This is a genomic window from Dolichospermum sp. UHCC 0406 (assembly GCF_009712025.1).
Classification (GTDB): domain Bacteria; phylum Cyanobacteriota; class Cyanobacteriia; order Cyanobacteriales; family Nostocaceae; genus Dolichospermum; species Dolichospermum lemmermannii.
This window is the reverse complement of sequence record NZ_VILA01000014.1, coordinates 195,515-208,831: the sequence shown is the minus strand read 5'-3', so window position 1 is coordinate 208,831 and position 13,317 is coordinate 195,515. Positions and strand designations below refer to the sequence as shown.

Annotated in this window: 16 protein-coding genes; 10 read left to right on the top strand and 6 right to left on the bottom strand. The window is 36.7% G+C overall.

Features of this window, described 5'->3' with window-relative positions:
- Positions 1-53 precede the first annotated feature (53 nt).
- Positions 54-749: a TrkA family potassium uptake protein gene (locus FJR09_RS12010; RefSeq protein ID WP_015083651.1), complete on the bottom strand. Its 696-nt coding sequence runs from the start codon at positions 747-749 to the stop codon at positions 54-56.
- A 107-nt stretch (positions 750-856) separates the two neighbouring features.
- On the opposite strand from FJR09_RS12010, the gene FJR09_RS12005 reads away from it, so the two are divergent.
- From FJR09_RS12005 to FJR09_RS11990, 4 genes are all read left to right on the top strand, one after another.
- Entirely contained in the window at positions 857-1,306 is a 450-nt protein-coding gene (locus FJR09_RS12005; protein WP_015083652.1) for a hypothetical protein, read from the top strand.
- Positions 1,307-1,375: 69 nt separating this feature from the next.
- On the top strand, positions 1,376-2,068 hold the full coding sequence (locus FJR09_RS12000; RefSeq protein ID WP_015083653.1) for a Uma2 family endonuclease: 693 nt from the start codon (positions 1,376-1,378) through the stop codon (positions 2,066-2,068).
- Between the two features lie 74 nt (positions 2,069-2,142).
- Entirely contained in the window at positions 2,143-2,385 is a 243-nt protein-coding gene (locus tag FJR09_RS11995; protein WP_015083654.1) for a type II toxin-antitoxin system HicB family antitoxin, read from the top strand.
- Positions 2,385-2,603: a type II toxin-antitoxin system HicA family toxin gene (locus FJR09_RS11990; RefSeq protein ID WP_015083655.1), complete on the top strand. Its 219-nt coding sequence runs from the start codon at positions 2,385-2,387 to the stop codon at positions 2,601-2,603. The genes FJR09_RS11995 and FJR09_RS11990 overlap by 1 nt, the downstream gene beginning before the upstream one ends.
- A gap of 214 nt (positions 2,604-2,817) precedes the next feature.
- Here the strand turns inward: FJR09_RS11990 and FJR09_RS11985 are convergent, their stop codons facing one another.
- The 3 genes from FJR09_RS11985 to FJR09_RS11975 form a co-directional block, all read right to left on the bottom strand.
- A complete protein-coding gene (locus FJR09_RS11985; protein ID WP_051155257.1) occupies positions 2,818-3,033 on the bottom strand; it encodes a tetratricopeptide repeat protein in 216 nt (71 codons plus the stop codon).
- Positions 3,034-3,044: 11 nt separating this feature from the next.
- Positions 3,045-3,593, bottom strand: coding sequence for a hypothetical protein (locus tag FJR09_RS11980; protein ID WP_051155258.1), 549 nt, complete (start codon positions 3,591-3,593; stop codon positions 3,045-3,047).
- 273 nt (positions 3,594-3,866) lie between these two features.
- The gene (locus FJR09_RS11975) at positions 3,867-5,201 is read right to left on the bottom strand and encodes a TrkH family potassium uptake protein (protein WP_168653148.1); all 1,335 of its coding nucleotides are present in this window, start codon (positions 5,199-5,201) and stop codon (positions 3,867-3,869) included.
- A 181-nt stretch (positions 5,202-5,382) separates the two neighbouring features.
- On the opposite strand from FJR09_RS11975, the gene FJR09_RS11970 reads away from it, so the two are divergent.
- The 3 genes from FJR09_RS11970 to FJR09_RS11960 all read left to right on the top strand — a co-directional run bounded on the left by FJR09_RS11970 (position 5,383) and on the right by FJR09_RS11960 (position 7,798).
- Positions 5,383-6,225, top strand: a complete 843-nt coding sequence (locus FJR09_RS11970; protein WP_041458679.1) for a methyltransferase domain-containing protein — start codon at positions 5,383-5,385, stop codon at positions 6,223-6,225.
- A gap of 165 nt (positions 6,226-6,390) precedes the next feature.
- On the top strand, positions 6,391-7,332 hold the full coding sequence (locus tag FJR09_RS11965; protein WP_168634204.1) for a homogentisate phytyltransferase: 942 nt from the start codon (positions 6,391-6,393) through the stop codon (positions 7,330-7,332).
- A gap of 4 nt (positions 7,333-7,336) precedes the next feature.
- A complete protein-coding gene (locus FJR09_RS11960; RefSeq protein ID WP_015083659.1) occupies positions 7,337-7,798 on the top strand; it encodes a M48 family metallopeptidase in 462 nt (153 codons plus the stop codon).
- 407 nt (positions 7,799-8,205) lie between these two features.
- On the opposite strand, the gene FJR09_RS11955 is transcribed toward FJR09_RS11960, so the two are convergent.
- Both FJR09_RS11955 and FJR09_RS11950 read right to left on the bottom strand, forming a co-directional pair.
- Positions 8,206-8,580 (bottom strand): hypothetical protein, encoded by a 375-nt coding sequence (locus FJR09_RS11955; protein WP_148760970.1) that lies wholly within the window; start codon positions 8,578-8,580, stop codon positions 8,206-8,208.
- A gap of 119 nt (positions 8,581-8,699) precedes the next feature.
- On the bottom strand, positions 8,700-9,563 hold the full coding sequence (locus FJR09_RS11950) for a M48 family metalloprotease (protein WP_015083661.1): 864 nt from the start codon (positions 9,561-9,563) through the stop codon (positions 8,700-8,702).
- A gap of 170 nt (positions 9,564-9,733) precedes the next feature.
- On the opposite strand from FJR09_RS11950, the gene crcB reads away from it, so the two are divergent.
- The 3 genes from crcB (at position 9,734) to FJR09_RS11935 (ending at position 13,090) form a co-directional block, all read left to right on the top strand.
- Positions 9,734-10,132 carry a fluoride efflux transporter CrcB gene (gene crcB / locus FJR09_RS11945; RefSeq protein WP_168652332.1) on the top strand — a complete coding sequence of 133 codons (399 nt, stop codon included), beginning with the start codon at positions 9,734-9,736 and terminating at the stop codon, positions 10,130-10,132.
- Between the two features lie 29 nt (positions 10,133-10,161).
- Positions 10,162-11,571, top strand: coding sequence for a Rieske 2Fe-2S domain-containing protein (locus FJR09_RS11940; RefSeq protein ID WP_168653149.1), 1,410 nt, complete (start codon positions 10,162-10,164; stop codon positions 11,569-11,571).
- 130 nt (positions 11,572-11,701) lie between these two features.
- Positions 11,702-13,090, top strand: a complete 1,389-nt coding sequence (locus FJR09_RS11935; RefSeq protein ID WP_168653150.1) for a serine/threonine-protein kinase — start codon at positions 11,702-11,704, stop codon at positions 13,088-13,090.
- Positions 13,091-13,317 lie beyond the last annotated feature (227 nt).

The following is a 13,317-nucleotide window of genomic DNA, read 5'->3' as shown; positions in this document are numbered from 1 at the left end:
TGAAAAAATTATTATTCCCTATTCCCTATTCCCTGTTCCCTGTTCCCTGTTCTCTATATTGGTAAACGATTTATATCTTTATTGCAACCAATTACTACCATTGCAGAACCTTTTTCTAAACGTTTAGTTGGTTCGGGATTAATGATAAATTTACTATCATGACTCACAGCTAACATATTTAAACCATAGCGGTTACGAAGTTGAAGTTCAGCAATGGTTTTTCCATGAAATTCATCAGGAACAATTAATTCAACAATACTATTATCTGGGTCAAGATCAAATCTTTCTAAAATTCCCGGTTTAGTAAGTGTGCGTGCTAAAGCACAACCGGCTTCATATTCAGGAAATACTACATGATCTGCTCCCACTCGTTGTAATAATTTACGGTGAACTTCACTAGAGGCTTTTGCCACCACGTGAGGTACACCACCTTCTTTGACATTTAAAGTAGTAATAATACTTTCCTGAACGTAATTACCAATTGCGACAATAACGGTATCAAATTCAAAAATTCCGGCTTCTTTTAGTGCTGCTGGTTCGGTTGAATCTAGTTGCAAAGCATGACCAACAATTTGTTCGTTCAAAGCTTCAGAAACTTGCTTTTCGTTCACATCTGTAGCCAATACTTGATAACCTAAATTATGCAATGTTGAACAAACGGAACGACCAAAACGACCTAACCCAATTACAGCAAATTGGTGGTTATCTTTACGTAAACTGCGAAGAAATTTTAATGATGAAAGATTCATAATTGGTAATTGGTGATTGGTAATTGGTACACTAAATACGGAATGAATAATCCCTGTCCATAATGTAGTTGATTTTGATACTACTAAGTAAACCACCTAAATTAGCTATGCAAATAACTAACAGCGAAATCAAAGCTATGCGGGAATTAATGCCTGATTATACCCCCGGACTGGAAGCAATGGATCATTTAGAAAAGCACAATGGCGACATGGAAACGGCTTTTCAAGATTTATGGCAAGAAAAAAATGGTCAAGCTATGATGGGGGGAGATAAATCACTTTTACAAATCACCCTCAAAGCCTTGCGAAATGAACTTTGTGGTGATGATGGGTTTCGTGGTCAACTCAGAGAATATACCAGAAATCCGGGCAGTTCTCCTTTACTCACTGGTGTTATAGTTTCCTTAGTGGGTTTAGCTTCATCTAGTGGTTTACCTCTTGATCCTGCCATTGCGACCGTTATAGTTTTATATATCCTCAAAATAGGGGTCCATGTCTTTTGCGATTACACAGAACCGCCGGCTGCTAGTGGTGGAACTTTACCCCCAGCCAAATAGTTTATGATGTAGGGGCGGGTTTTCCCGTCCTCTGCTGATTGTGTCAATTAATTCTTGGAGGTATAGCAAATGGTAATGCAGCGGTCACAAACTAACCCAACTCCTCAAATTCTACCATTAGAAAATGGCGATCGCTTATCACGCCATGAATTTGAACGTCGTTATACTGAAAGTCTCGATATTAAAAAAGCTGAATTAATCGAAGGAGTAGTTTACGTGGCTTCACCTTTACGCTTTCAACGTCATGCAGAACCCCATGCTAAATTGATGATTTGGTTAGGAAATTATCAAATTTATACCCCCGGAATTAAATTAGGAATAGAACCCACCATTAGATTAGATCAGGATAATGAACCTCAACCCGATGGAGTTTTATTAATTGATGAAAGTTTAGGTGGAAAATCTCGAATTACCGATGATGATTATATTGAAGGCGCACCGGAATTAGTCGCGGAAATTGCTGCCAGCAGTGCAGCTTATGATTTATATGATAAGAAAAAAGCCTATAAGCGGAACGGCATTCAGGAATATCTTGTTTGGCAGAGTTTAGAAAATAAATTAGATTGGTTTGGGTTACATGACAGTGAATATATATTACTGCAACCTGATACAGAGGGAATTATTAAAAGTCAAGTTATGCCCGGATTATGGTTATCTGTAACGGCATTATTAGCAGGTGATATGGTTAAGGTTTTAGAAGTATTGCAAACAGGATTAAACTCACCAGAACACAGGGAATTTTTACGGCGTTTATCAGGTTGATGATATAATTTAAGTAGGATTTTGATTTTCAGATTACAATTTAATCAGAGAAATAGGCTTATTAGACAAAACAAATGATAACAGACTACATTCAATCAGCCTTAAAACGCGCTAAATATGAACTTTTAGAAGATGGTACTTTTTACGCTGAAGTCCCTGAATTACAAGGTTTATATGCCAATGCACCTACACTGGAAAATTGTCGGGAAGAATTAAAACAATCTTTAGAAGAATGGATTGTTTTAGGATTGCAGTTAGGACATAATATACCTGAGTTAGATGGTATTTACCTTGCTTTGAAAAAGGATGTAGCTTGATGCCAAGCTTTGCACCTATTAGTCGCCGGGATTTAATTTATTACCTGAAACAAATTGGCTTTGATGGTCCATATTCAGGGACAAGACATCAATTTATGGTTAGAGATGATGTGAGGTTAATAATTCCTAATCCTCATGAAGGAGATATTAGCAAAAGCTTATTAGCAAAGATATTAAAACAAGCTCAAATTAACAGAGATGAATGGGAAGTGCTTTAAAAATTTATTATTTTTCTATTTAACGCAAAACCTTTAACCCGTCTGGGAATGAATTCCCAGTCTCATAGCAAAAGTCATCTAAAGATGACTAAATAACCTGAAAATTGTTTAGTAAACTTTAGTTTACTTTGGCTATTAGCCCTGAAATTCATTTCAGGGCGGTTGTGAAAGCAAACAAAACAACCGTATTTATTTTATCACTCTGGTAATCTCTCTAAAAATCGCCAAATTCGATTTTGATAGCTAAAGCTAGTTGATAAAAGTCCCGTGCTTGGGCATATTCCCGCATTTCTTGGGCTACTATTCCCAAATTGTGGTATGTTCTAGCTTGAGAAAAGCGATCGCCAAATTCGATAAAGATAGATAAAGCTAGTTGATAAAAGTCCCGTGCTTGGGCATATTCCCGCATTTCTTCGGCTACTATTCCCAAATTTGTAAAGTTTAAGTAATGAGATTTTCTAAAGTTTTAAATCTAAATACACCAGAACGCCAAGCCCAAAAATCAGGAGCAAATTTAGCTAATCGGTTAATAGCGTAATCTGGTAAAATGAACAAAATAGGATAAGGGACAGTTTTTTTATAAGCATCCCTGACAAAATTCAAATCTTGTAAAAATGGCGGATATTCACCAAACACACCAATAGATTTTTCTAAACCTTGAATAATTAATACTAACTTTTTATTTGCTTCTTTTTCAATTTTTGGCAATTTTTTGACAATTTCATCACGTAAAAAGCGCAAATTAGGATCAGCAAATTTGAGAATTACAAATTGAATTTCCTCACATTGGGAATTTGTTTTTAATGCCTCAATTAATAACTCTCCATCAGGAGGAAAATTAATCTCAATAAATCCCAAAGTGAACTTTTCAGAGAAATCAATAAACGTCAATAATTCCGCCAAAATATCTTGATTCAGAGCGACAAATTGCCCTAATTCGGCGTTAAAATAATGTTGTAATCTCTGCCTGTGCTTTTTGGAAGAATTCATTTTGCTTCACCACTGGGTTAGGATATCATTAATATCTGTTTCTTCATTTACTTCTAAATAAATGACATGATAGTTTTATTCCCATTGACTTTGAATCTTTTTCAACTCTGTACTTTTGCCAAATGACAAAGAACCCAGATGTGTAGGGGTAAAGCCAGAGCTAAACCCCTACGTTTAGAATCAAACAATCAAGCCGTTTTGAGTATAATAACTGGGGAATGTGGTATCTAATTTCCGTTCTTCCTGAGTTCGATATCAATTGGTAATTGGTGATTATCCAACAAGGAGATTTTCTTCGGGATAGTGGATTCTGCTAGGACGAGGATCACCTAATATAGATGACATTAATAATAAAACACCAACTCGACCAATATACATTGTGAGAATTAAAATTAATTTTGCTGCAATAGAAACAGTCCCTGTAATTCCTGTAGAAAGTCCGACTGTGCCAAAGGCTGATACTACTTCAAAAAGAATTTGAATAAAAGCCAATTTGGGGTCGGTAATACTAATTAAAACTGTGGCAACAATGACTGTAGCTAATGAACCAAACACCACCCCTACGGCTTTTAGAATTAAAGAAATGGCAATTTTGCGATTATATAATAATACCTCTTCTTTGCCTTGAAGAATTGCATTTGTACAACTGGTAAGCACTCGTAAAGTAGTGGTTTTGATTCCTCCTCCTGTACCTCCAGGACTTGCACCAATAAACATCAAAGCAATCATAATGAATAATCCAGCATTAGTCATTTTCCCAATATCAATACTATTAAAACCAGCGGTTCTGGTACTAACTGACTGAAACCAAGCGGCTAATATTTTATCAGATAAACTTAATTGTCCAAAGACACTATCGTTTCTGATTTCTACAAAGAGAATTGCAATTGTTCCTAACACTAATAATATTAAAGTTGTGCTAGTAGCAACTTTGAAATCTAGAGAGAATACTAAATAACTTGTTTTTTTGACTATGCGGTCACGTAACCACAAATACATATCCAGAATTACTTGATAACCAATACCTCCAAAGATAATTAAACAGCCAATTGTGATAATCACTAAAGGAGAAGATTGATAACTTATTAAATTGTCTTTAAATAAACTAAATCCAGCATTATTCCAAGCACTGACACTATGAAAAATAGCTAACCAAGTTCCTTCTTGCCAACCTTTTTCGGGAACAAAGACTATCATTAATAAAAATACTCCCGTGAGTTCAAATAATAAGGTAGTCGCAATAATAGAACGGATAATTTGACTGCTACCACTCATGCCTGGACGGTCTAAAGCTTGTTGAATTGCTACTTTTTGTCGCAGGTCAAATTTTCTGCCAATTAATAACATTAAAAATGTGGTAGTTGTCATATAACCCAAACCACCAATTTGGGCTAATAAGGCAATAAACAACTGACCTAAAAACGAAAAATCAGTACCAGTATCTACCACTGCTAAACCTGTGACACAAACCGCCGAAGTTGAAGTAAATAGGGCAACAATTGGGTCGTTCCAATTACCATTACCAGTAGAGAAAGGCATTGTCAAGAGAATTGCTCCCAAGAGAATGACAGCGACAAAGCCCAAACAAATTGTCCGCGCAACAGTCATAAGTAATTAAAAATGAAAAATAAATAAACTTTGTGCAATTAGGCTATTTTGACATCTTACCAAGGTAGAATTAATGAGTTATTCCCAGGCAGAAAAATATCCCTATCTAATTAAAAACATAGATGGTAGCCTAAGAATAAGTTTTTTTTCAATTTCCTGTCATTTTTTAATTATTAAATTCATGAGTCAAATACTTTACAAACAAATTCAGGAATTTTACGATGCTTCTTCCAGTCTGTGGGAACAGATTTGGGGAGAACATATGCACCACGGTTATTATGGTGTAGATGGTAAACAGGTAAAGGAACGCCGTCAGGCACAAATTGATTTAATTGAAGAGTTGCTAAAATGGGCAGATGTTAAGGGTGCTGAAAATATTCTTGATGTCGGCTGTGGAATTGGTGGTAGTTCTTTATACTTGGCGGATAAGTTTGGGGCCAATGCCACGGGAATTACATTGAGTCCTGTACAAGCCGCTAGAGCCACCGAAAGGTCTTTGGCAATGAGTTTGAGTCAAAAGACTAGATTCATGGTTGCCAATGCCCAAGAAATGCCCTTTGATGATAATTCTTTTGATTTGGTGTGGTCACTGGAAAGCGGTGAACATATGCCAGATAAAACTAAGTTTTTACAAGAGTGTTATCGCGTGTTAAAGCCCGGTGGAACTTTGATTATGGTGACATGGTGTCATCGGAATACGGATAAGTCACCACTAACAACGGATGAGCAAAAGCACTTAGAGGATATTTATCGAGTCTATTGTTTACCTTATGTGATTTCTTTAGCGGAGTATGAAGCGATCGCTTGGCAATTACCATTAAATAATATTCGCACGGCTGATTGGTCAACCGCAGTTGCACCTTTTTGGAATGTTGTCATTGATTCAGCGTTTACACCCCAAGCATTTATCGGTTTATTAATGGCTGGTTGGACTACAATTCAGGGGGCATTATCTTTAGGTTTAATGCGTCGAGGTTATGAAACTGGATTAGTTAGATTTGGATTATTACGCGGGACAAAATAAGTCCAATTCTGTTTAAAGATGTACTCAATTTAAGGATAAACGAACCACAGAGGCACAGAGGACACAGAGAAGAAAAAGATAAGGTTAGGAAATTCGGCGCAGTTTCATAAAGAAATGGTATAAGTTCAATTCCTTTAGGTGCTTACGAACAAAAAAGAGCAAAAAATGAATCAATTTTATAAACAAAGTTCTGCTATTTTTCCAGGAAGTTGGTTTTATTCTTTTTGGAAGTTTTCCCGTCCCCATACAATTATGGGAACAACTTTGAGTGTTTTGGGTTTATATTTAATTACCCTGGGTGTCACTTCGACAAAGTTTTCTGGTTTGCATATTAGTCAAATTTTAGCAACATGGATTGCTTGTATCTGTGGCAATATTTATATTGTTGGTTTGAATCAATTGGAAGATATTGACATTGATAAAATCAATAAACCAGATTTACCTTTAGCGTCGGGAGAATTTACCAGAGGACAAGGACAATTAATTGTTATTATTACTGGTATTGTGGCTTTGGCTTTAGCATGGCTAACGGGACCATTTTTAATGGGTATGGTAACGATAAGTTTAGCAATTGGTACGGCTTATTCTTTACCACCAATTCGTTTAAAACAGTTTCCATTTTGGGCTGCTTTGTGTATTTTTTCGGTGCGGGGAACGATTGTTAATTTAGGTTTGTTTTTGCATTTTAGTTGGGTATTGCAAAGAAGCCAAGGGATTCCGGGTGCAGTTTGGGCTTTAACGGTGTTTATCTTGGTATTTACATTTGCGATCGCTATTTTCAAAGATATTCCTGATATGGAAGGAGATAGATTTTATAATATCACAACTTTCACCCTCCAACTCGGACAACAAAAAGTATTTAGTCTCGCACTTTGGGTATTAACAATCTGTTATGGAGGTATGATTTTAGTAGCTTTATTCAATCTTGCGGAAGTTAACACTATCTTCATCTTAATCACTCATACAGTAGCTTTAATTGTGATGTGGTGGCAAGGTGCTGGAGTTGATTTACAAGACAAACAAGCCATTACTAATTTCTATCAATTTATCTGGAAATTGTTTTTCATTGAATATCTAATTTTTCCTGTTTCCTGTTTATTAGCTTAAACTCATGTTAGCAACATTTCCTACTTCCAATATTATCGCCATTTCCGTAGTCATTTTTGGTCTTGCCATTCTTGGTTATTTAAGTATCAAAACATTGATTACTTCTAATTTATTTCAAAAAGGCATCAATTTTTATCAAGCTAAAGATTTTGAAAATGCTGAAATAGCTTTGAGAAAAGTCATTGCTATCAACTCTACCAATGATATGGTACGTTTGCTGTTAGGAGATATTTTAAATCAGAAGGGACAAATTGCCGAAGCAAAAGCGTTATTTTGTGGAGTCATTGATAGTAGTCCCAAAAATCCTGATGCTTATTTACGTTTAGCGAATATTCTCATGCAGGAACAACAGGAAGTAGAAGCGAAAAGTAATTTAGTTCAAGCAAAGGAATTATTGCAAAAACAGCGTCAACCAGAAAGGGCTAAAAAGGTTAGTGTTTTGTTAGATAAAATGTCTAAACTGTGATTTTTAGGATTTTGATGATTTTTGTGATTATTGATGTTAAATTAATAGTCCATTTGCTTCTTTTATTACTTGAGAGATTTCAGGTTTATCAGAAGCAGATAATTATAATCACATTTTGACTATCCTTATCCATCCGATTTTTGATGAGGGATACATTTATGCTCATTGGTGTCAACTTAACGCAAAATCTTCATCCCGCAAGAAACTCAAGTTCCTTGCTAATAGCGAAAGTCATCTAAAAGATGACTAAATACTAGGAAAATTCATTAGTCCGTTTTAACGGACTTGAGCTATGAGACAGGGAATTTATTCCCTGACGGGTGTGGAAGCCAAACAAATAAGCCATCTGTAACCTAAGTTGACACCAATGAGTTATGCTATATCCCTACTTATTTTTATTATCAATCCTAATCACGAGGGGCATTGAAAGCTTCCCAAGCAGCCTTAGCAGCATTTTGGAATCTGTCGCTCAAATCTGTGACATCCTTATGCAGTAAGTTCCAATTATGCTCCAATTCTTCTTGAATTTTAGCCCAAGAATATTCTAAGCGGTCTCTTTCGATCAGTTTGTCTTTTTCAATAGCTTCTCGTACCTGACGCACAGCATTTAAATAGGTTTCACGGGTAATAGTTCCAGCCGATTCAGCTTCAGCTTGGGCGCGGTTCTTAATCGCCTCTAATAATGCTGTAGTTTCCTGTTTAACTTCATCTATTTCCCCATTTTCGCTGGTATGAAGACTAATTTCTACGATTTCTATAGATTCAATATTGTTAGTAGTCATAGTTGCCAGATCCTGTTGGTAAAGTTTACTTGTGGATGAATATTGCACCTGTAATCATCATAATTTGGTCATCAGTTAATTGGGGATTTATGAATATACTTATGACCAAAGATAGATTATTAACGACTAATCAGTTGCCGTTCTAATTGTAGTAAAGCTTCTACTCTTGCTTCAGTTGCTGGGTGACTAGAGAAAAGATTTCCCAAAAACTGCCCAGAAATGGGATGAATAATTAATAATGGTTCAAAAGCTGGGTTAGCATTCAAAGGCATTTGTCTAGCTGTAGATTCTAACCTTTGTAAAGCCCTAGCTAAGGCGCGAGGATTACCTGTTAATTTTGCCGCACCAGCGTCAGCGGAGAATTCTCTAGTGCGGGAAATAGCCAACTGAATAATTGTTGCAGCCATAGGGGCAAAAATAACTGTAGCTAATACACCCAAAGGATTGCCACCTCTTTCATTATCCCGTGAACCGCCACCAAACCACAGACTATAACTGAGCATTTGCGCGAGGAAAGAAACAGCCCCAGCCACAGTAGCCGCCACCGCTTGAGTTAAGGTATCACGATTAATAATGTGGGTAAGTTCGTGGGCAATTACGCCTTCTAATTCATCCTCTGGGAGGATGTCTAAAATCCCGGCGGTGACAGCCACAGCCGCGTGTTCAGGATCTCGTCCTGTAGCAAAAGCGTTGGCAGTGGGACTAGGAACAATGTACACTCCCGGCATGGGAATATTGGCACGGCTAGATAATTTTTGGACAATACGATACAGTGCTGGTGCTTCCGCTGCGGTGACAGGCTGGGCGTTATATACGGCTAAAGCAATCTTATCTGATTGATACCAGGAGAATAAATTAGTCGCTGCTGCTAACCCAATTCCTATAATCAAGCCCCCCGTACCACCAATTACCCAGTAACTAATTGCTATCAATAAGCCACTTAGAGTCCCTAGTAAAATAGCCGTTTTCAGTTGATTTCCCATCTTGATAACTCTCCTACTTGTGCTGTATTAATTTTTATAACTTTGTCTGGACAACAGCATCCTTTTAGCCACCTCTTGATTGTATCGAGTTCAATTTTGAGGTACAGTGATGAAAACCTGTCACCAAAGTACGGTTTTCCGTTTGAGGCTGATTCAAAAAAAGACTAATAATGTTACAACAGACAGAAATTCGTGTTCCCATTGCCATTAGTTTAGGGGCAATAGCTGGGGCTTTAAGTCGCTATTATTTAACTTTGTGGTTGACAAACCGCTTTGGTTTTGGTTTTCCCTATGGAACTTTTTTTATTAATATTAGTGGTTGTTTAGCAATGGGGTTTTTCGCAACTTTAGCTATGGAAAAAACAGCGATGATTTCCCCAGAAGTTAAGTTGATTGCCGCTACAGGATTTTTAGGTGCATATACTACTTTTTCTACTTTTGGGTTAGATACAGTTGGCTTGTTACAACGTGGTAATTGGTTAGCTGCTGCTGGTTATTTTTCAGGTAGTACAATTTTAGGAATTATCAGTGTTCAATTAGGGATGGTTCTTGCTAGAATGTTCAATTAGAAGTTATGGGAAATTAATCAATACAGAAAATGGTGCAAACACAATCTCTGATCAACGATAATTCTATCACAGAAATATTACCTGGAGGGAGTAACCCAGATGCTTTTGAATTAGCAGAAGCATGGTATCCAGTTCACTACCTTCAAGATTTAGACAAATCCAAACCCACACCTTTCACTCTTTTGGGTAAAGATATTGTGATTTGGTGGGATCAAAAAAACTCATCTTGGCAAGTATTTATAGATCAATGTCCTCACCGTCTTGCACCTCTTTCTGAAGGCAGAATTAATGAAGATGGACTATTAGAATGTCCTTATCATGGTTGGTCATTTGCTGGAGATGGAACTTGTCAAAAAATTCCCCAACAGGTTGCTGGTGGAAAAGCAGAAACTTCTCCAAGAGCTTGTGTTTCATCCTTACCAACAACAGAGAAACAAGGATTATTATTTGTCTATGCTGGTAATCCAGAAAAAGCTGTAAATACGAAAGTTCCTGTAGTTGAACCCATCGAATCAGCACCAGAAGGATGGGTAATCATGAACACTTTTCGAGATGTTCCTTATGATGCTTTAACATTATTAGAAAATATCCTTGATCCTAGTCATATTGCCTTTACGCATCATCTTACAGTGGGAAATCGTGCCAATGCTGCACCTTTAGAATTAGAAATAGTTGAATCAGGAAAACATGGTTTTGAAGGGATTTGGAAACAAGGATTAAAAGCGGGACAATCGGGAAAACTTTCCACAACATTTATTGCCCCTGGTTTAATGTGGCATGATATTAATGCGGAAAAAGGCAGAATTTTAACTGTTGTTTATGCTGTCCCCATTCGCAAAGGTGAATGTCGGATCATTGCCCGTTTTCCTTTTAAGTTCAAGTCTAAACTACCAGGATTTTTTATTAAAATTCGTCCTCGTTGGTATGTCCATATTGGACAAAATGGCGTTTTAGAAGATGATCAAATTTTTCTCCATTATCAAGAACGTTATTTAGCGGATAAAGGTGGTAGTGCTAATTTTAATAAAGCCTTTTATCTAGCGACAAAGGCAGATACTTTTGTGGCTGAGTTACGTAAATGGGTAAATCAATATCATGGGGAAACATTTCCGGGGGAATCTTTACCACCACTGTTATTGAATAAGGAAGGATTGCTAGAAAGATATCATTCCCATACAGAAAAATGTGCTAGTTGTCGTCAGGCTTTAAAAAGGATTCAACAGTTAAAATTCTGGTGTGGTGTTCTTACTATTCTGGCTTTAGCTAGTAGTCCTTTATTCGCATTTTTGGTAGAAACAAAATCAATTTTATTCGTGATAACAGAAACATTTATTCCTCTTTCATTGGGTGCAGCATGGTGGAAATTAAATCAATTAGAAAAGCAGTTTTATGAAGGAAGAATGATCCCCCCTCGTAATTTACCAGAGAAAAAAAGATAAATTGGCGGTTTCAAATTTCACTGAATACTATTCTTTTCATCTGTCTGAAGTGTGGGGTGGGTTTTTTATGGTCGTTAGATGGTAAAATGAGTCACTATAAAAATAATTATCTTTATATATTCCTCAACCGATGATAATTTGGGAACCAGGGCAAACAATCAACAAAGGTAAATATATCATTCAAGGTAAACCCTTGGGTAGTGGTGGTTTTGGTATTACCTACAAAGCTTTAGAACCCAAGACGGGTAAATTATACGCCATTAAAACTCTCAATCAGCAAATGCAATTGCGAGAGGACTTTGCAGCCCAACAAGTTAAGTTTATTAACGAAGCTTTAAAAATAGCAAGTTTTGATCATAAACACATTCTCAAAGTCCATGAAGTTATCGAAGAAGAGAAAGTAATTGAGGAGGAGAAATTTAGATTGGTTGGCGTGGTGATGGAATATATTGATGGGGTAACTTTATTTAAGTATGTCCAAAATAAAGGACAACTTTCCGAAAGTGAAGCACTACTATATATAAATCAAATTAGTCAGGCTTTAGAATATATTCACTCCAAAGGAAGTTTACACCGCGACATTAAACCCGAAAATATTCTCTTACGCCAAAATCAACAAGAAGCCGTTTTAATTGATTTTGGTTCAACTCGCAGTATGGCTAAGACAAGCATGACTATCTCATTAACAGAAGGTTATGCACCTATTGAACAATATCGGGATAAAGGCAATTTTGGACCCCATACCGATGTTTACGCTTTGGCTGCAACTTTATATTATCTTCTCACGGCTGATGGACTTAAACGAGACTCAAAATCTACTCCAGCACCCGCATACAAACGTGAACAGATTAAAACTTTTGACTTTTTAGTAAAACCAAAAGTTTATAATCAAAGTCTTAGTCAGAGGGTGAATGATGCTATTTTGGAGGGTATGGAATTAGAACCGGAAAACCGGACTCAGACAGTATTGAAGTTTCGGGAAAATTTGGGTTTAGTTAATATTGAAAAAGAGCAAGAAATACAATTAAAATCAGAAGTAGGAATCAACTACACCAAATTGCGTGACTTACTAGCAGCACGGAACTGGAAGCAAGCAGACTATGAAACCTATCTAGTAATGTTAAAGGCTGTAGGCCGTGAGAAAGACGATTTGATTAGAGAAAAAGAACTATTAAACTTTCCTTGTGCTGATCTTCGCACAATTGACAAACTATGGGTAAAATATAGCAATGGTAAATTTGGCTTTAGTGTCCAAAAGGAAATTTACTTGAGTGTCGGTGGTATAGCTGACGGCAAGTATTACGAGGAAGCCTGGAAGAAATTCGGTGACAAGGTGGGATGGAGAAGAGAAGCAACTTTTATTGGAGTAGATATCTTACCCTACCCTGAGACAGCACCCAAAGGACACTTACCCTATACTACCCTGTTCCCTACCTTGTCTAGACCTGTTCCCATGTTTCTAGTTCCCTATTCGACCCTTTGGGGTCTCTTCTCTCGCGTTGAGACTTGTAAACTGTAATATTTAAGAGTTACAGAAAATTATTAAGTCTGAATCAGGATAACCAGGATTAAAGGATTTACAGGATTTTATTTTCTGATGAAAGCTTCCCCAATTCTGAAATAATTAATTAGATGAACGAGAAAATTACTTCCTTCCCACACAAAGATGACTGATATTTTTTCTCTGTGTCCTCCGTGTCCTCTGTGGTTCGTTTAAAAAAAATTAGTAATCTAACAGTAATATCA